The 17,829-nt window shown below is 71.3% G+C and carries 19 protein-coding genes; 13 read left to right on the top strand and 6 right to left on the bottom strand.

Annotated features, from left to right (window positions below; all coding sequences use genetic code 11):
- Positions 1–72 precede the first annotated feature (72 nt).
- Complete coding sequence (locus Q4A22_RS05550) at positions 73–720, top strand: DUF1345 domain-containing protein (protein ID WP_303177742.1); 648 nt, start codon at positions 73–75, stop codon at positions 718–720.
- Positions 721–807: 87 nt separating this feature from the next.
- On the opposite strand, the gene Q4A22_RS05545 is transcribed toward Q4A22_RS05550, so the two are convergent.
- The 3 genes from Q4A22_RS05545 to Q4A22_RS05535 form a co-directional block, all read right to left on the bottom strand.
- Positions 808–1,563: a hypothetical protein gene (locus Q4A22_RS05545; protein WP_303177741.1), complete on the bottom strand. Its 756-nt coding sequence runs from the start codon at positions 1,561–1,563 to the stop codon at positions 808–810.
- A 357-nt stretch (positions 1,564–1,920) separates the two neighbouring features.
- Positions 1,921–2,592: a hypothetical protein gene (locus tag Q4A22_RS05540; protein WP_303177740.1), complete on the bottom strand. Its 672-nt coding sequence runs from the start codon at positions 2,590–2,592 to the stop codon at positions 1,921–1,923.
- A gap of 94 nt (positions 2,593–2,686) precedes the next feature.
- Positions 2,687–3,502 (bottom strand): sulfurtransferase, encoded by an 816-nt coding sequence (locus Q4A22_RS05535; protein ID WP_303177739.1) that lies wholly within the window; start codon positions 3,500–3,502, stop codon positions 2,687–2,689.
- Positions 3,503–3,628: 126 nt separating this feature from the next.
- Between Q4A22_RS05535 and Q4A22_RS05530 the strand changes: the two genes are divergently transcribed.
- Positions 3,629–4,021: a hypothetical protein gene (locus tag Q4A22_RS05530; protein ID WP_303177738.1), complete on the top strand. Its 393-nt coding sequence runs from the start codon at positions 3,629–3,631 to the stop codon at positions 4,019–4,021.
- 29 nt (positions 4,022–4,050) lie between these two features.
- On the opposite strand, the gene Q4A22_RS05525 is transcribed toward Q4A22_RS05530, so the two are convergent.
- Positions 4,051–4,236 carry a hypothetical protein gene (locus Q4A22_RS05525; RefSeq protein ID WP_303177737.1) on the bottom strand — a complete coding sequence of 62 codons (186 nt, stop codon included), beginning with the start codon at positions 4,234–4,236 and terminating at the stop codon, positions 4,051–4,053.
- Positions 4,237–4,366: 130 nt separating this feature from the next.
- Here Q4A22_RS05525 and Q4A22_RS05520 point away from each other — a divergent pair, with 130 nt between their 5' ends.
- The 9 genes from Q4A22_RS05520 (at position 4,367) to Q4A22_RS05480 (ending at position 12,106) form a co-directional block, all read left to right on the top strand.
- On the top strand, positions 4,367–4,567 hold the full coding sequence (locus tag Q4A22_RS05520; protein ID WP_303177736.1) for a hypothetical protein: 201 nt from the start codon (positions 4,367–4,369) through the stop codon (positions 4,565–4,567).
- 78 nt (positions 4,568–4,645) lie between these two features.
- The gene (locus Q4A22_RS05515; RefSeq protein WP_303177735.1) at positions 4,646–5,044 is read left to right on the top strand and encodes a Fic family protein; all 399 of its coding nucleotides are present in this window, start codon (positions 4,646–4,648) and stop codon (positions 5,042–5,044) included.
- A 95-nt stretch (positions 5,045–5,139) separates the two neighbouring features.
- Entirely contained in the window at positions 5,140–5,937 is a 798-nt protein-coding gene (locus Q4A22_RS05510) for a carbon-nitrogen hydrolase family protein (RefSeq protein ID WP_303177734.1), read from the top strand.
- Positions 5,938–6,121: 184 nt separating this feature from the next.
- Positions 6,122–7,249: a Gfo/Idh/MocA family protein gene (locus tag Q4A22_RS05505; RefSeq protein WP_303177733.1), complete on the top strand. Its 1,128-nt coding sequence runs from the start codon at positions 6,122–6,124 to the stop codon at positions 7,247–7,249.
- 44 nt (positions 7,250–7,293) lie between these two features.
- A complete protein-coding gene (locus Q4A22_RS05500; RefSeq protein ID WP_303177732.1) occupies positions 7,294–8,706 on the top strand; it encodes a TIGR01777 family oxidoreductase in 1,413 nt (470 codons plus the stop codon).
- A 115-nt stretch (positions 8,707–8,821) separates the two neighbouring features.
- The gene (locus Q4A22_RS05495) at positions 8,822–8,989 is read left to right on the top strand and encodes a hypothetical protein (RefSeq protein WP_303177731.1); all 168 of its coding nucleotides are present in this window, start codon (positions 8,822–8,824) and stop codon (positions 8,987–8,989) included.
- Positions 8,983–10,530, top strand: coding sequence for a hemolysin family protein (locus Q4A22_RS05490; protein ID WP_303177730.1), 1,548 nt, complete (start codon positions 8,983–8,985; stop codon positions 10,528–10,530). Before Q4A22_RS05495 ends, Q4A22_RS05490 begins: the two co-directional genes overlap by 7 nt.
- Complete coding sequence (locus tag Q4A22_RS05485; protein WP_303177729.1) at positions 10,527–11,606, top strand: hemolysin family protein; 1,080 nt, start codon at positions 10,527–10,529, stop codon at positions 11,604–11,606. The genes Q4A22_RS05490 and Q4A22_RS05485 overlap by 4 nt, the downstream gene beginning before the upstream one ends.
- Entirely contained in the window at positions 11,603–12,106 is a 504-nt protein-coding gene (locus Q4A22_RS05480; protein ID WP_303177728.1) for a DUF3817 domain-containing protein, read from the top strand. The genes Q4A22_RS05485 and Q4A22_RS05480 overlap by 4 nt, the downstream gene beginning before the upstream one ends.
- A 181-nt stretch (positions 12,107–12,287) precedes the next feature.
- Here Q4A22_RS05480 and Q4A22_RS05475 read toward each other — a convergent pair whose 3' ends face one another.
- Both Q4A22_RS05475 and Q4A22_RS05470 read right to left on the bottom strand, forming a co-directional pair.
- Positions 12,288–14,801, bottom strand: a complete 2,514-nt coding sequence (locus Q4A22_RS05475; RefSeq protein WP_303177727.1) for an MMPL family transporter — start codon at positions 14,799–14,801, stop codon at positions 12,288–12,290.
- Between the two features lie 81 nt (positions 14,802–14,882).
- A complete protein-coding gene (locus tag Q4A22_RS05470) occupies positions 14,883–15,581 on the bottom strand; it encodes a TetR/AcrR family transcriptional regulator (protein ID WP_303177726.1) in 699 nt (232 codons plus the stop codon).
- Between the two features lie 177 nt (positions 15,582–15,758).
- Here Q4A22_RS05470 and Q4A22_RS05465 point away from each other — a divergent pair, with 177 nt between their 5' ends.
- Positions 15,759–16,961: a sensor histidine kinase gene (locus Q4A22_RS05465; RefSeq protein ID WP_303177725.1), complete on the top strand. Its 1,203-nt coding sequence runs from the start codon at positions 15,759–15,761 to the stop codon at positions 16,959–16,961.
- On the top strand, positions 16,958–17,683 hold the full coding sequence (locus tag Q4A22_RS05460; RefSeq protein WP_303177724.1) for a response regulator transcription factor: 726 nt from the start codon (positions 16,958–16,960) through the stop codon (positions 17,681–17,683). The genes Q4A22_RS05465 and Q4A22_RS05460 overlap by 4 nt, the downstream gene beginning before the upstream one ends.
- Positions 17,684–17,829: the final 146 nt, after the last annotated feature.

Genomic DNA, 17,829 nt, shown 5'->3' with positions numbered 1-17,829 from the left:
ACATCGACAGCCCGGACAATCACGACAGCGACAGAGAGGAACACGCCTGCCCTCGTGGCGGCGGACCCCACCATGACACAGCGCCCCCGGCACACCCTGGTCACCTCCGCGCCCGTGCGGCTGTTCGGCGCCATCACCGCTGGCATCCTGGCCGGTCTTGTCGCGTGGGCGCCGCTGGGCGGTTCCGTGGCGCTGCTGCTGGGGGTCTGCACGGTGTCCGTGCTGTACGTGGTGGTCTCCACCGCCGCCCTGTGGCCCATGGATGCGCAGCGCACCCGGCAGAACGCGGGCCGGGAGGACTTCCACCCCGCCCTCCAGGAGACCGCGGGCGTCTGCCTGGGGGTGGTCAGCCTGGTCTCCGTGGTCAGCGTGCTGGTCCGCGGCTCGGACGAGTCCCGCACCCTGGCGGCCGTGCTGGGTCTGGTGGGGATCCTGTTCACCTGGGCGGTGCTCCACCTGCTGTACGGCGTGCGCTACGCCCACGAGTTCTACAGAGAACCCCGTGGTGGCATCGACTTCAACGGGGACGGCCCGCCGCAGTACGTGGACTTCTTCTACTTCTCCTTCAACCTGGGCATGACGTTCCAGGTCTCGGACAACAACGTCTCCACCACCCGGCTGCGGGCCGTGATCCTGCGCCACTGCCTGCTGTCCTTCATGTTCAGCACCGTGATCCTGGCCGCGACCGTCAACCTGGTCATGGGTGTCCTGCCGTCCTGAGCGGCGTCACCCCGCGTCCACGGACGACGCCGCCCTGCCGCTCCGCGTGCCGCGCCTCACCGGTGGCGACCTGCGGCGCTGCCCCTCTCAACCGCCGTGGCGCACGGACTGCAAGATGGCGTCCACGGCCCCGGCGTCGTCGGTGCCGTTGATCTCGTTGACCAGCTCCACACCCCTGCTCTGGGACAGAGGGGGGTTTCCCTCGTTCACGGGGGAGTACCGGAACTCGGCCCACATGTCCGCTCGGCCCCGCCCGCCCGGCAGACGCACGATGCCCTTGTTGTCGGACTCCGTGAGCCCCCACAGCACCGCATCCGGCTGGTCGCTCTTCGGCGGCGCCGGCAGGTAGGTGGAGTACGTGAACACGGAGGTGTCCAGCTGCTCGCCCAGCGGGGTCTCGGGGCCGATCAGCGGGTGGACGGGGCGGGTGAACCAGTCGCCCTTGGGCGGGTGGGTCTTCGTGGAGGCCACCGTGCCCGTCACCCGGCCGTCCGGGCTGCTGAGCTCCAGGTACCCCCGGTTCTCCTGGGCCTTCCAGTCCTTCGGGTACTTCACGGTGAAGAGTCCGTCCGGGTCCGTGTAGGTCTTCGTGAGCTCGTAGACCTCGGCGCTGCTTGCCGCGGTGGCCCCCTGCGAGGCCTCACCGGAGGAGGCCGAGGTGGTCCCACCCGAGGGCGCGCCCTCCGAGGCGGTGTCCGCGGCGCTGCCCTGCTGCATCCCGGGGCTCGCGCTCGTGGCCGGGGCAGGCTCCGAGGAGGTGCCGCCCGAGCAGCCCGTCACCGCCACGGCGCCCAGCAGGGTGGCGGCGGTCAGCCAGGTCCGGGTGAGAGTGCGTTTCGCCATAGCAAACAGGTTCCTCGTCCTCCCCGGCTGGTGCAAGGACAAGCGGGGGGTTGCGGCCGAGTCGTGATCCTGCATGCGCATCGAGGTGTCCCCGCAGTGCTGAGAACTGGACTTTGACCTGCACCGATCCCGGTCTGCCGGAAGGCTCCGCTCTTTGGGGGACACGGCCGGTCAATCCGCGTTCTCGGGGGAGTGTGACCCCCTGGGTGCCGTAAAACCCGCCGGACGCGGGGACCAGCGCCCGCTGGGAACCGAGTGTGCAGACAGCCCCCGGCCGTGTGAGGAGGTGCGAACGCCCGGTCGGAGGGGTGTCCGGCCGGGCGTTCACGGGGTGGGTGGAGCGGAGCCCCCGGTGGTTCAGGACCCGGGAAGGTCCTTGGGGGTCAGGTAGCGCTCGCCGTCCTCGGTGGTCCCGAGGTCGTAGTCCCGCTCCTGCTGCTGCACACGCTCCTCGACCATGCTGGAGTGGCGCACGGGCTCCACGCGGGGCATGTTCTCCGGGTCCTCGTACTGCACCGTGCTGTCCGCTGCGGCGCCGCTGTCCGAGGTGCGGTTCGCCGCGGCTCGTGCCTGGTCCGTGCCCGGGTTGTAGTCGGGGCTGTCCAGCGGGTTGTCCGAGATGTTCGGGTTGTTCTCACCGGGGAGGGGCTGGAACTTTCGCGTGCCCGCCAGGGCCTCGGAGTCCAGGTCCCGGGCGCCCTGGGCGTCCACGGTGTCCTCCCCGACCACGGGGAAGCCCGTCTCCTGCACGGCCTTGGGCGGCAGGCCGTTGCGCGTGCCGTGCTCCTCGTGGGAGGAACCGGGGCCCGCGGTGTGGGCCGTGGCCCCGTGGTCCGCAGTGCCCTGACGGGACGCGGAGCGGCCGGTGGCGCCCGGTTGGTCGGGGTCCCCGTCCGTGGCGCCCTCGTCCGGCTGGGTGTCACGGCCGGCGCGGGAGTCGTCCTGGCCCTCCACGGTGGTGGGCTGGTCGGGGTCGTCGATCTGGCCGGCGGACGCGATGGGATCCGTGTGCTCGGGCTGCTGAGTCATGTGATGCCTCCTGATGTCCTCGTGGCGTGGGCCACTGTCGTGTGGTCCATCTTGGCACTGCGGTACGACATGCGTAAGCACCCTGACGGAGCGTTCAGCTCTCGGAGGAGGTCTCCACGGGGCGGTCCGTGTGCGAGTACTGGGACCAGCTGCCGGGGAACAGGCGGCCCCTGCCCAGCCCGGCGTGCTCCGCCACCAGCAGGTTGTGGCACGCGGTGACCCCGGAGCCGCAGTAGGAGATCATCGCGCTCGCGTCCGTGACCCCCGCGTCCCGGAACCGGGTGCGCAGCGCCTCGACGGGCTGCAGGGTCCCGGCCTCCGTGAGGTGCTCACGGCAGGGCACGTTCACGGCCCCGGGGATGTGCCCCGAGCGGGGATCCACGGGGTCCGGGGAGCCGCCCACGTACCGGGCGCGGTCCCGGGCGTCCACCACCAGGGGGCCGTGGACGGCCTCGTCGATGCTCGCGAGCGCCTCGCGCGGCCACGGCACGGGGGTGAACTCCGCGGCGGTCGGCTCGGCCCGGCGTTGCTCCAGCTCCTCGGGTGCCGCGGTGGCCAGCCCGCCGTCCAGCAGGGCGGCGGAGTGGCCCGTGGTGCGCAGCAGCCACACGAGACGGGCGGCCATCACCCCGCCGGCGTCGTCGTACGCGACCACCGTGGTGCCGTCCCCGATGCCCGCCGCGGACATGGCTGCCGCGAAGTCCTCGGGGGAGGGCAGCGGGTGGCGTCCCGCCGCGGGGTCCGCGGGCGCGGCGAGAGCCGTGTTCACGTCCACGAACACGGCTCCCGGCAGGTGCCCGCGCAGGTACTCGGCTTCCGCGCTGCGCCCGTCCAGGTACATGCGCGCGTCCGCGAGTACCACCTCGTCCCGGTGCTCGGCCAGCCACTGCGGTGTCACAAAGGGTTCCATCTCCGCCTCCTCGTTCGACGACGTCGCTGCTCGCCTCCCAGGGTAGGGCGCGCCGACGGCGGTGGGGAACGGCGTCGTCGGCCGCGGCTGCCCGCGGGGAACGGCACCGGTGGGTACGGTGAGGGCATGGGAAAGAAGCTGATGACCGCGCGCCGCAGGGCCCACCGTTCCGCCGTCTTCTCCGGCCTGTCGCTGACCGGGATGGGTGTGCTGCACCTGGTCAAGCCCGAACCGTTCGACGCCCTGATCCCCGAGCAGCTGCCGGGCACGGCGCGGCAGTGGTCCATCGGGTCCGGGTACGCCGAGCTGGCCACGGCGGCGCTGCTGCTCGTGCCGCGCACGCGCCGGATCGGGGGTGCGGCCGCGGCCGCCCTGTTCGTGGGCGTGTGGCCGGGGAACGTGAAGATGGCGTGGGACTGGCGCCACGAGCCCGCCGTCAAGCAGGTGGTCTCCCTGGGCAGGCTGCCGCTGCAGATCCCGCTGATCGTGCAGGCGGTCAGGATCGCCCGGAACGCCTGAGCAGACGGCACCGGGGCTCAACCGGGGTCTCAGTGCAACTGGGGATCCCGGCGCAGGCGCACCGCCCAGAAGCAGGTCACGACCAGTGCCGTGGTCCCCGTGAAGACTGCCAGGACCACCAGAACCTTGCCGAGCAGCAGACTGAGCACCACCGTGAGCAGCACGGCGAGCCAGACGGCCGAGATGGCGAAGAGGGCGGTCCTGCTACCGGTCATGCGAACCTCGTTCCGGGATCGGGGGTGGCGCCGGGTGCCTGGCGCGCGGTACCGATGGTAGCCACGGGTGGGGGCGGCGCGCGCCAACTGGCATCGAGGGCGTACTGTTCCACCCACCCAGGAGGACGCCATGACCGCGCACGCGGACGACGATCTGCAGGAGCGCCGGGAGTCCATGACGGACATCCTTGCCAGCTGGGACCTCGAGGGCGCGCTGCCTGACGCCGCGGCCATGCAGCTCATCCGTGAGTACGTGGCCGGCGCGTTCGGACTGGACGAGCTGATTCAGAAGATGGCCGACCTCTCGCTGTACCCGGAGCAGGCGGCCTGACGGTGGGGGAGTTCAACGATCCGTACCTCTATCCGGGCACCGAGGTTCTTCGGAACATCCCTAGTTATTCGTGACCCGGTGCGGGGTACGTTCGACCTCGCGCACCTGCGGGAGATCCACCGCAGGCTCTACCAGGACGTGTGGGAATGGGCCGGACAGGTCAGAACCGTGGTCATCACGAAGGGATCCTCCACGTTCCTCCACCCCTCCCGTGTTGAGACGGCATTTGGTGGCATCCACGCGTTCCTCCGAGATTCTGCGCTGCTCAACGACTCGGACATCTCTGACGAGAAGTTCGTGGAACAGGCGTCCGACCTGCTGGAGAAGGTCAACCACGTGCATCCCATCCGCGCATTCACCGAGGCAGACGGAAGGCCGTTCGTGCCGCTCATCGAGGAAGTTCTGAAGCCCCCTCTCGATGGACTGTCCTTGTTGGACGAGGAGCTGTACCGGGCGAGCAACCCCGAGGGCACCTGACGGGATGTTGCGCTGCCCCTCGGGTGCCTGCCCCGTCCGTGACGGGAGCCCAGGGACCTTCTCGTCCGGGGCGTGTGCCCTCTAGGGTGGCCACCATGCGCATCGCACTCGGACAGCTGCTCAGCACCTACGACCCGCGGGAGAACCTGCGGGCGGTCGCGGACCTCGTGCGCCGCGCGGGGGAGGACGGCGCGGACCTGCTGGTGCTGCCGGAGGCCACGATGGTCGCGTTCGGGCGGGGCCTCACGGGGATCGCCGAGCCGCTCGACGGCCCGTGGGCCACGGCCGTCTCCGAGCTGGCGTGCGAGCACTCGGTGGCGGTCGTGGCCGGGATGTTCACCCCCGGTGAGGGTGAGCGCGTGCGCAACACCGCGCTCGTGGCCTTGCCGGACGGATCCGTGCGCGGCTACGCCAAGATCCACCTCTACGACGCGTTCGGCTTCACGGAGTCGGACACTGTGGACCCCGGTGGGGATCCCGTCACCTTCTCCGTGGGCGGCACCACCGTGGGCGTGGCCACCTGCTACGACATCCGCTTCCCGCGCCTGTTCACCCGGCTGGCGCACGACGGCGCCACGGTCACCGTCCTGGGCGCGTCCTGGGGCGACGGTCCGGGCAAGGTGGAGCAGTGGGAGCTGCTGGCCCGCGCCCGGGCCCTGGACACCACCTCCTACGTGGTGGCGGTGGGCCAGGCGGACCCCGCGTCCGTGGGGGAGCCCAACCCGAACGGCGATCCCCGCGGCGTGGGGCACAGTCTGGTGGCGGCACCGGACGGTTCCGTGGTGGCCGCGCTGGGTGCCGCCCCGGACTACGCGGTGGTGGACCTGGACCTGGACCTCGTGGAGCGCACCCGCACGGCCATTCCCGTGCTGCGCAACGCCCGGGAGCTCTGACCACCCCGCCCCGTGGGCTGCGTCCGGGGGAGGGGCCGGCGGCGGCAGGGGGTCTGTGCGCGGTGGGTGAACGGGCACTGACATGCCCCGTGGCGCGTGCCTAGAGTGGAAGCGGAACACGTCATCAGTCCACTGATCGGTGGGCGTGACACGTCAATCCCCCAGACATCGGAGGTTCACCACCATGGTCGCCACCATCCCCAACGATCGCCCGGTCCGCTTCGCAGTGGTGGGTGTCGGACAGATCTCCCAGCAGGCGTTCATCCCCGGCCTGAGCCGGATCGAGGACGCAGAGCTCGCCGCCCTGGTCACCTCCAGCCCCGAGAAGGCGGAAAAGCTGGGGCAGGAGTACGGCGTGGCCGTGCACTCCTACGAGGAGTACCCCGCGCTGCTGCAGTCCGGGGACATCGATGCCGTGTACGTGGCCACCCCGGTGTTCCGCCACCGTGAGTTCGCGGAGCCCGCGCTGAAGGCCGGGCTGCACGTGCTGCTGGAGAAGCCCATGGAGACCTCCGTGGAGGACTGCCAGGCCATCATCGACGCCGCCGAGCAGAGCGGCGCCACCCTCATGGTCGCGTACCGGTTGCACCAGGAGCCGGGCACCGTGGAGATGATCGAGAAGGTCCGGGACCAGAAGGTCATCGGCAACCCCCGCTTCTTCTCCTCCGTGTTCTCCCAGGACATCACCGAGGAGAACCACCGCGGCCACTCCGGCTACTGGGGCGGGCCCATCCCGGACATGGGCACCTACCCCCAGAACATGGTGCGCAACCTCTTCCACGACGAGCCCGTGGAGGTCTACGCCAAGGGTGTGCGCACCCCGGGCCGTGGGTTCGACTTCGACGACACCGTGGCCGTGACCCTCACGTTCCCGGGCGAGCGGGTGGCGCAGTTCACCATCTCCTACGCCTCCGAGGCCACCGAGCGCTTCACCGTGGCGGGCACGGAGGGCGAGATCTCCGCGGAGCCGTGCTTCGGCTTCGGTCCGGACACCGGCATCGAGTACACGCTCACCCAGGGTGGATCCTCCGAGAGCTTCGCCCACGACCCCGTGGAGCAGTTCGGCGGCCAGGCCCAGTACTTCGTGGACTGCCTGCGCAGCGGCACGGCGCCCGAGCCCAGCGGTGAGGAGGGGCTGCTGGACGTGCGCGTGAACGAGGCGGTGCTGAAGTCCCTGGAGACGGGAGCCCCGGTGTCCCTGGAGCCGCGGCGTCGTGAGCGCGTGGTCACCTCCGAGCAGGTGCGCCGCGTGAGCCCGGCGGACGAGCCCGAGGACGACGAGCTGGTGGACCAGGTCCCGCAGAACGGCTGAACCACCCCGGCCGCCAGGCCCCCTCACGAACGGAGAGCAGCGCCATGACCCACGAGTACATCCACGAGACCCGCCTGACCCAGCCGCGGGAGCAGGTGTTCGCGTGGCACGAGCGCCCCGGGGCGCTGCCCCGGCTCACCCCGCCGTTCGGAGGGGGCCCGGACCAGGTGCGCCAGGCGCCGTCGGACGGGATCGAGCCCGGCTCCGAGGCCAAGCTGGGGATCTCCGTGCCGGGCACGTTCGGCATGGTGCACCTTCCCTGGACCGCCGAGCACGGCGAGTGGGACCCCCCGCACTACTTCACGGACCGCATGGCCAGGGGGCCGCTGGGGGAGTGGGAGCACCGGCACGTCTTCGAGGAGACGGAGACCGGCGGCACCCTCATCCAGGACCGGGTCACGGTCCGGCCGCTGCCGCAGTGGGCGGGGCGGCTGAACGACCTGGGCGAGAGTCTCATGACCCCGCAGCTGAACCGGATCTTCGCGTACCGGGAGCGGCAGCTGCGCGCGGACCTGGCCTTCCACGACCAGCACGACGGCCCCCGGCTCACCATTGCGGTGGCCGGCTCCTCCGGGCTGGTGGGCACCCAGGTGTGCGCGCTGCTGGAGACCGGCGGACACACGGTGCTTCGCATGAAGCGCGGTGCCACCACCGGTGAGGGGGTCATCGGGTGGGACCCGGACAGGGGGGTGCTGGACCCGCACGACCTCGAGGGGGTGGACGTGGTGGTCCACCTGGGCGGCAGGAGCATCGCCACCCGGTTCACGCCCGAGAACAGGAAGCAGATCATGGACTCCCGCGTGGACAGCACCGCCCTGCTGGTGCGCGCCCTGGGGCAGGTTCCCGCCGAGAGGCGCCCGCGGGCGCTCGTGGTCTCCTCCGCCGTGGGCTACTACGGCACGGGCCGCGGGGACGAGGTCCTCACCGAGGACTCGCCCTCCGGGGAGGGCTTCCTGGCCGAGGTGTGCCGGGAGTGGGAGCGCGCCGCCCACGGCGCCACCGCGTACGGGATGCGCGTGGTCAACGTCCGCACCGGGCTGGTGCTCTCCCCCACGGGCGGGCTGCTCAAGCCGCAGCTGCCCCTCATGGAGGCGGGCCTCTCCGGACCGCTGGGCGGCGGGAAGCAGTGGCAGAGCTGGATCGGGCTGGACGACATGGCCGGGGTGGTGGCGCACCTGGCGCTGTCCGAGGACGCCGAGGGCCCCTACAACGTGGCCGCTCCCCAGCCCGTGCGGCAGAAGGACTTCGCGAAGACCGTGGCCGGCGTGCTGCACCGGCCCGCGGTGGTCCCCACGCCCCTGGCCGGTCCCAAGGTGGTGCTGGGCGAGCAGGCCACCGAGGAGCTCGTGGCGGCCAGCCAGCGCGTGGACGTGAGCAGGTTGCTGGCCAGCGGCTACCGCTTCCGCAACGAGGACCTGCGCGGCTGCGCCCAGCACATCCTGGGCAGGACCGCCTGAGCACCCCGGGTGCGCGGACGACGCCGCCCGCTCACCCTGCGGCCCGTGCGCGCACCACGTCCGCCCGCCCCGTGCATCACGGGGCGGGCGGACGCGGATTCGGTAGTCTTGTCCCGTGACATCTCAACACAACCGGCCCCCGGCGTACCTCGGTGCGCTCGCCTCGGCCGACGACAAGGAGTCGGACAGTCCCGGGCAGCGCCGCTGCACCCCTGACGTCCGCACCACTGCCCTCCCCCGCCTCCGCGGAACCGGCCGACCCGACGAGGTGAGCTGGTGCTGACCGCCTGGCTCGTGGTCCTGGCCTTCGTCTTCCTGGTTCTCGCCAACGCACTGTTCGTGGCAGTCGAGTTCGCCTTCCTCACGGTGGACCGCCAGGCCGTCCAGCGCGCGGAGGCCGCCGGGGACCCCCGCGCCAAGACCATCGAGCAGAGCCTCAGGAAGACCTCCACCAACCTCTCCGGCGCCCAGCTGGGCATCACCGTCACCAGTCTGCTGGCCGGCTACACCACCGGTCCCGGCGTCGGTGAGCTGCTGCGCGCCGGCCTGGGCGTCACCGGACTGTCGAACGGGCTCGTCACGGGGGTGTCCACCGCGGCGGCCTTCATCGTCGCCACCTTCACCCAGATGGTGTTCAGCGAGCTGGTCCCCAAGAACTGGGCCATCGCGGACCCCATGCGGGTGACCCGCGTGGTGGTGCTGCCCCAGAAGATCTTCATGGCCGTCTTCGGCTGGCTCGTGGCCCTGGTCAACGGTGCCGCGAACGCCGTGCTGCGCATGCTCGGCTTCACCCCCACCGAGGAGGTGGCGAACGCCCGCACCGCGGAGGAGCTCGCCTCGGTGGTCAGCCGTTCCGGCCGGGAGGGCACCCTGGACCCCGGCACCGCCGAGCTGGTGGCCCGCTCCATCGAGTTCGGGGACCGCACCGCCGCGGACGTCATGCGCCCCCGCCCGCGTGTCACGTTCATGGACGCCGAGGACTCCGTGGAGCACATGCTGCTCACGGCGTCCGAGACCGGTCACTCGCGCTTCCCGGTCACGGGCGAGACCGTGGACGACATCGTGGGGGTGGTGCACTACACGCACGCCCTCGCCGTGCCCTACGAGGAGCGCGCGGTGCGCCGCGTGGCGGACGTGTGCGTCCCCGCGGACGTGGTCTCCGAGTCCATGACCCTGGACCCGCTCATGCGCCAGCTGCGCGTCAAAGGCCTGCAGCTGGCCGTGGTGGTGGACGAGTACGGCGGAACCGCCGGCATCGTCACCCTGGAGGACCTCATCGAGGAGATCGTGGGAGAGATCGACGACGAGCAGGACACCCGCGTGCAGCGCTTCCGGCGCATGCGGGACGGCGGCCTGATGGTCTCCGGTCTGCTCCGTCCGGACGAGCTGGGAGACGTCCTGCGCGTGGACATGCCCGAGGGGGAGGAGTCCGACACCCTGGGCGGTCTGATCGCCGAGGAGCTGGACCGGCTGCCCCGGGTGGGGGACACCCTCACCGTGGAGGTGGTGGACCACTACCACCGCGACGACGACGACCTCCCCACCAAGGCCCAGGTGCGCCTGGACGTGGTGCGGATGGACCAGCACCGCGTGGACCGGATCGTGGTCCACCGCGAGGGCGGGGACCCGGACGCCCGCGGCGGCTCCACGACCTCCACGTCCTGGCAGCCGCCCGGACGCCCCGACCCCCTGGGTGGCGGGGACGAGAAGCCGGAGACCGCGGAGGAGTGGCTCGCGTCCCACCCGCGCAGCACGGGAGCCCCGGGCTTCCACCGTGACGAGGACGTCTCCGAGGTAGATCCCCGCGAGGAGGGGCAGCGATGAACAGCAGCGTGGCCATCATCATTCTTCTGCTCCTGCTGGTGGGCAACGCGTTCTTCGTGGCCAGCGAGTTCGCCGTGGTCTCGGCCCGCCGCGACCAGCTGGAGCCGCAGGCCGCGGACGGCTCCCAGTCCGCCAAGTACGCCCTCAAGGGCATCGAGAACGTCTCCACGTCCCTCGCCGCCACCCAGCTGGGCATCACCGCGTGCTCCCTGCTGATCGGCGCCGTGGGTGAGCCCGCGATCGCCCACCTCATCGAGGTGCCCATGGAGCACCTGGGCGTTCCCGAGTCGCTGCTGCATCCCATCTCCCTGGTGATCGCACTGCTGATCGTGACCCTGCTGCACATGATCCTGGGCGAGATGGTCCCCAAGAACATCGCGATCGCGGTGCCCAGCCGCGCCGCCCAGGTCCTGGGCCCGGCGCTGCACGGCTTCACCGTGGTGTTCCGCCCGTTCATCTGGATCATGAACGAGTGCGCCAACCACCTGGTGCGCTGGTTCTTCAAGGTGGAGCCCAAGGACGAGGTTGCCTCCGCGTTCACCTCGGACGACGTCCGCGGTTTCGTGGCGGAGTCCGGGCGGGAGGGGCTGCTGGACAACGACGAGATCAAGCTGCTCACGGGTGCCCTGAACTTCGAGAACAAGACCGCGGAGAACCTGGCGATCCCCCTGACCAGCATGCGCACGGTGGTCTCCACCGTGACGGTGGCGGACGTGGAGAAGATCTGCGCGGAGACCGGCTACTCGCGGTTCCCCGTGCAGGACCGGGACGAGCGGCTCATGGGCTACATCCACGCCAAGGACGTGCTGGGCCTGCCCGAGCTCGCCCGCAACCGGCCGATCCCCGCCGCGATCATCCGTCGCTTCGCGCGGGTGTCCCCGCAGGACAAGCTGCGCAAGGTCACCCGCACCATGCAGGCCAAGGGTGCCCACTTCGCGCTGCTCGGCGAGGTGGCCCGTGACTCGCGCACCACGGACGAGTCCGTCTACATCGTGGCGCTCGAGGACGTCCTCGAGGAGCTCGTGGGCGAGGTCCGGGACGCCACCAGCAAGGCGGACCAGGAACCCGCCGCGTGAGCCCGCGCATCCTGTACCGGGTGGCGGCCGGTGCCGAGGCCGTCACCTGGGGACTGCTCGTGCTGGGCATGGTGGGCAAGCACCTCCTGGGCCTGGGAGACGTGCCCGTCCGTATGGCGGGCGGGGCCCACGGTTTCGTGTTCCTGGGCTACTGCGTGTCCACCGTGGTGGTCTGGACCGACCGCCGCTGGCCCGCCCGGACCGGCGTGCTGGGGCTCGTGCTGTCCGTCGTCCCGTTCGCCACGGTCCCGTTCGAGCGGGGCGTGGAACGCAGGGGTCTGCTCGCGGATGCGTGGCGCGTGGCTCCGGCGGGCGCCCCGGCCTCGGCCCCGACTGCGGGTGGAACGACCGGGCGGCAGACGGCACGCACCCCGGCCGAGAGGCTGCTGGCCGTGATCCTGCGCTGGCCCCTGCTCTCCGGTGTGGTCCTGGTGGCGTTCGTGGCGGCGCTGTTCTCGGTGCTGCTCACCGTCGGACCGCCCACCCAGTGGTTCCGCTGACCCGCACCTGACCGTGCGCGTGCTGGGCCCGGAGCCCACCGCGCGCAGCACACACGGCCGTGGGGCGGGCCCCCCCCCCCGGCGGGGGGCGGGGCCCCGCGCCGCGCGCACCACACCCGGCGGGGGCCCGCCCCCCGCCGGGTGGCGGTGCCCCCCCCACGGCTCTCTGTGTGGGGGCGGGTCAGGCCGCCGAGCCGGCCCCGCCGTGGCGGCCGTGGGTGGAGCGCTCCAGAGAGGCGCCCTCCACGTCCACGTCCGGGACGATGCGGTCCAGCCACCGCGGGAACCACCAGGCCCTGTCGCCCAGCAGGTGCATGACCGCGGGGATGAGCGTCATGCGCACCACGAAGGCGTCGAACAGCACGCCTGCGGAGAGCACGAACCCGATGGACGCGATCATGGGATCCCCGCTGAACACGAAGCCCATGAACACGCCGGTCATGATGAGCGCGGCCGCCACGACCACCCGGGCGCTGTGGCTGTAGCCCACCACCACGGAGGTCTTCCCGTCCCGCCCGTGGCTGAACGCCTCGCGCATGGCCGAGACCAGGAACATCTGGTAGTCCATGGCCAGGCCGAAGAGGATGCCCACGGCCAGGATGGGCAGGAAGCTCAGGATGGGCCCGGGCTGCGTCACGTTGAACAGCGAGCCCGCCCAGCCCCACTGGAACACGGCGACGGTGGCACCGAACGCCGCGAGCAGCGAGAACAGGAAGCCCACCGTGGCGGTGAGGGGCACCCAGATGGAGCGGAACACCAGGATCAGCACGATCAGTGACAGCCCCACCACGATGCCCAGGTACACGGGCAGCACCTTCAGCAGGTTCTCGGAGATGTCGATGTTCATGGCGGTCTGACCGGTCACGCCGAACGTGGCCTCACCCCGGGGGGTGTCCAGCTTCAGGGCGCGCAGGTCGTTCACCAGGCTGGTGGTGGACTCCGCGCTGGGGCCCTCCTCCGGGATCACCTGGTACAGCAGCATGGAGTTGTCCTTGGCGATGCCCGCGGGCACCACGGCGGCAACGTTCTGCTGGTCCCGCAGCTGCTCGCCCAGGTCCACCTCCAGGTCCTGGGCCTGGTCCTTGGTGGTCCCGTCCGGCAGGTACGCGGCGGCGATCACGGGCCCGTTGCGGCCGGCCCCGAACTTGTCCTGCACGATCTGGTAGGTCTTGTACGCGCCCGAGTCCTTGCTCTGGCTGCCGCCGTCCGGCAGGCCCAGGCGCAGCTGGCCCATGGGGATGGCGATGATCCCGAGCACGGCGACGGTCGCGAGGATGGTCACCACGGGGGACTTCAGCACCACCCTGAGCCAGCCGCGAGGGGTGGTCTCCTGCTCCTCGTGCAGGGCGTGCGCCCGGTCCGCGGTGTGACCGGCGGCGCCGGTGTGGTCGGCCTGCTCGCGCAGCCGGGTGCGGCGCTGGATGGCCTCCCAGCGGCGTCGTGGGACGATGCGGTGTCCGATGATGCCCAGCATGGCCGGGGTGAGGGACACGGCCACGGCCACGGCCATGAGCACGGCGAACGCGGCCACGTTGCCCATCACGGACAGGAACGGGATGCCCACCACGTTCAGCGCGAGCAGGGCGATGATTACGGTGGTGCCCGCGAAGAGCACCGCGTTGCCGCTGGTGCCCGTGGCCAGCGCGATGGACTCCTTCATCCCCATGCCGCGCGAGAGGTTGTTGCGGTGGCGGTTGATGATGAACAGGGAGTAGTCGATGCCCACGGCCAGGCCCAGCATGGAGCCCAGTGCGGGGGTGGAGGAGTTCATGTCCACCACGTTGGAGAGTGCGAACGCGCCCAGGTACGCCCCGCCCACGCCCACCACGGCCATGAGGATGGGCAGACCCGCGGCCACGAACGTGCCCAGCATGATCAGCAGCACGATCAGCGCGATCACCATGCCGATGATCTCGGAGGTCACGCCCATCTCGTGCATGCCCTCGAGGTTCTGGTCGAACTCCACGTTCAGCCCGTGCAGGTCCGCGTCCTGGAAGATGGAGCGGATCTCGGCGAGGGTGTCCGGGGAGATCTCGTTGATCTCCTTGGTGAACGTGACGCTGGTGAGGGCGGTGGTGCCGTCCTCGGAGATGGTCCTGTAGTCGCTCGTCAGGTCCAGCTTGCGCTCGTTGCGGTCCAGGTCCTTCGAGCCGGACTCCAGCTCGGAGCGCTTCTGGTCCAGCGTGGCCTGCTGCTCGTCGAGCTGCCTGGTGGCCGATGCCGGGGCGTTCGCGGGGATCTGGGAGCGGGCGCCGTCGAGCTGCTTCTGGGCGGCGTCGAGCTGCTGGGTGCCGCTCGTGAGCTGCTGCTTGGCGTCCTCCAGCTTCTGCCTGCCCTCGTCCACCTGCTTCTGCTGGGCGAACGGGTCCATGGTGGAGTCCACGTCCTGGACGTCGTCCACCTTCTTCAGGGTGTCCGCCACGGCCTGCTTCTGCTGGTCCGTGATCTTGCCGCCGTCCTCGGTGGAGACGATCGCCTGCCCCTGGCCGGCGTCCGAGTTCACGTCGAACTTGCCGCTGAGGTCGTCCTGGACCTGGGCGGCCTTGGTGCCCGGGATCGTGATGTTGTTGCTCAGCTCGCCCTTGAACGCGGCGAACGCGCCGCCCAGGGCCAGCAGGATCACGAGCCAGGCACCGATGACCACCCAGGACTTTCGGGCGGCGAAACCGCCCAGGGTGTGGAGGAATTTAGCCATTGCTCTCTTACTGTTCGTCGTCGGTGGTGCGGAACGGTCGGTGGGAAGATCTGGGGTGCGCGCCGTGCCACGGCGCGCGGGTCACAGCTGCGGTGCTCCCGCGCTGACCTGGTCGTAGGCCCACGTGATGTGGGGGACGAAGGTGGCCACGTCCGGGAGGTGGGAGAGCATCTCCTCCACGCCCCCGGGTTCCTCCGCCTCGTCCCCGGGGAGCAGGGTGAGCGCGCCCCGGGCCAGCCCGAAGGCCGTGGCGATCGCCAGGTTGTTGGTGAAGAGCCGCAGGGCCAGTCGGTCGTCCATGCTCAGCTCCGGGTGCTGGGCCTCCGCGCGGTCCGCCGCGGCGCGGCCCATGCCCGTGAGGGTGATCAGCACGTGCCGGGTGAGCACCTCCCCGGAGGAGGAGGCCAGCGCGGCCGCCAGCCGGATGAAGCCCGCCAGCTGCTCCTGGCCCGCGGCGTCCGAGAGGTTCGCCAGCAGCTGCTGGCGGACGATCGCGGGCAGCTGCCCCACGGGGGCGTCGGCGGGGATCTCCAGGTCGCAGAACAGGGGGATCAGGTAGTCCTCGATGCGTGCCAGGGCCGTGGCCTCGATGCTCTCGAAGTGGTTGAAGATGGTCCGCTCCGAGACGCCCGAGCGGGCCACCAGGTCCTTGGTGCGCAGACCGGCAGGGCCTTCCTCGAGGACCAGCTCCTCCGCGGCGTCCAGGATCCGCTGCCGGGTGGTGGCGCGCAGCTTGCTCCGCCCGTCGGAGGGCAGCGGAGGACAGTTCAGTGAGGGCACGGTGATGACAGTAACTGCAATTTTGCAGTAACTGCAAGATGCTGTGGCGTGCGTTACGGTTCGTAAGCGGGGACGCGCCGCGGTCGACGCCGCCGCGGCACCCGCGCCCTCCGCGCGCTGAGATCGTCCCACGGCATGATGCCCCTCCGGCCGGGTCCTGGATACCCTGGGCGGAACATGGCTGCGCACATTCGACTGGCCCGCTGGGCCGAACGGCACCCCCACCGGAGCAACGCGGTTCTCATGAGCCTGGGGATCGCCCTGACGTTCATCCTCTTCGGAGCCGTGAACGGGGACGGTGTGACACCGTGGTGCACCGCGGTGTGCGCCGTGCCGCTGTACTTCCGCAAGGCCGCACCCGTTGCCACCGCCTACGCGGTGGGAGGGCTGGCTCTCGCCGCCCTGCTCATCTTCAACGTGGCCGCCATCGACCTGTGCCTGTGGGCCGTGCCGTGCGTCCTGCACACCGTGGCCTCCCGTGCCTCCGGACCCGCGCGCCGGGGGGTCTACACCACCGCGCTCGTCGGCTGCGTGGTGCTCGGCCTCACCAGCCGCCGTTGGCTCCTGGAGCCGTCCGGTCCTCCGGCTCCGGGGCAGTGGGCCATCGTGGGCATCACCTCCGCGGTGCTGGCCGCGGCCTTCGCAACGGTGGGCTTCCTCACGGGAGACCTGGCGCGCGAGCGGCGTCGCCGTCGGGAGGAGCTCGAGGAGCGGGCGCGGCGGCTGGAGGTCGAGCGGGACCAGGAGGTGCGCCTGGCCGCGCAGGACGAGCGGGCGCGGATCGCGCGGGAGATGCACGACGTGGTGGCGCACTCGCTGTCCGTGGTGATTGCGCAGGCGGACGGGGCGCGGTACGCGGCGGCGTCGGAGCCCGGCGTGGCCGTCGACACGCTGGGGACCATCGCGGAGACGGCACGCGGCTCCCTGTCCGAGATGCGGAGGCTGCTGGGGGTGCTGCGCACCGAGGAGGAGACGAGCACCGCTCCGGTCCCGCAGCTGGCGCAGGTCGAGGACCTCGTGGCGTCGGTGCGCCGGGCAGGTGTGCCCGTGGACTTCCGGGTGGCCGGCGAGCCGCACCTCTCCCAGGGCGCGCAGCTCACCCTGTACCGCGTGGTGCAGGAGGCCCTCACCAACGTGCTCAAGCACGCAGGGGGCGCCCGGTCCGTGCGCGTGGAGCTGACGCACACCGCGCGCTCGTCCCACGTGGAGGTCCGCAACGACGGCGCCACGCCCACCTCGCGGGCGCCCGGCGGGGGGTACGGCCTGCAGGGACTGCGCGAACGCGTGGACCTGTACGGCGGCACGCTCACCGCCGGGCCGCACCCTGAGCGCGCGGACGTCTTCCTGGTGAGCGCCGATCTCTCGGGGGAGCAGCCGTGACGGCACCCGCCCCACCCGTCCGCGTGCTGATCGTGGACGACCAGCCCCTGGTGCGCGGCGGCTTCCGCATGCTCGTGGACTCCCAGCCGGACCTCACCGTGGTGGCGGACGTGGGCGACGGCGCCGCGGCCGTCGACTCCCTGCGGGCCACCGCCGGGGCGCCGGACGCCCCGGACGTGATCCTCATGGACGTGCGGATGCCGCGGCTGGACGGGATCGGGGCCACGAGGGAGGTCCTGCGGCTGCGCCCGGACGCCCGGATCATCGTGCTGACCACGTTCGACCTGGACGAGTACGCGCTGGAGGCCATCCGCGCCGGTGCCAGCGGGTTCCTGCTCAAGGACGCCCGGCCGGAGGAGCTGCTGGACGCGATCCGGACGGTGGCCCGCGGGGACGCCGTGATCGCGCCGTCCACCACGCGGCGGCTGCTGTCCCACCTGGTGGCGGGGCCTGGCGGCGTCGCCTCGCCACCGGTGCCTTCCCCTGCGACGGCGCGGGATCCGTGGAGCGACCCCCGGCTGAGCAGCCTGACCGCGCGGGAGCGGGAGGTGTTCGAGCTGATCGGGGGCGGGTGCTCCAACGGGGAGATCATGCAGCGGCTGTTCCTGTCCGAGCCCACCGTGAAGACCCACGTGTCCCACATCCTGGCGAAGCTGGGCGCCCGTGACCGGGTGCAGGCCGTGGTGATCGCGTACGAGACCGGCGTGGTGCTGCCCGGCTGAGACCCTCATCCCCCGGTATGAGACCCGGTGGGTGCGCAGGGTTCTCGGAGGGGATTTCCCGGCGGTTCTGCGGTGCCCGTCAGCCCGGGGTGGGGTCGAAGAGGCGGAAAGCTGGTACCCCCGTCCGATGCGGCGGAGAGCCCCTG

It is taken from the genome of Kocuria sp. (assembly GCF_030530945.1).
Lineage (GTDB): Bacteria > Actinomycetota > Actinomycetes > Actinomycetales > Micrococcaceae > Kocuria.
Note: the sequence above shows the minus strand (reverse complement) of the source record. Positions and strands in the feature narration are given on the sequence as shown.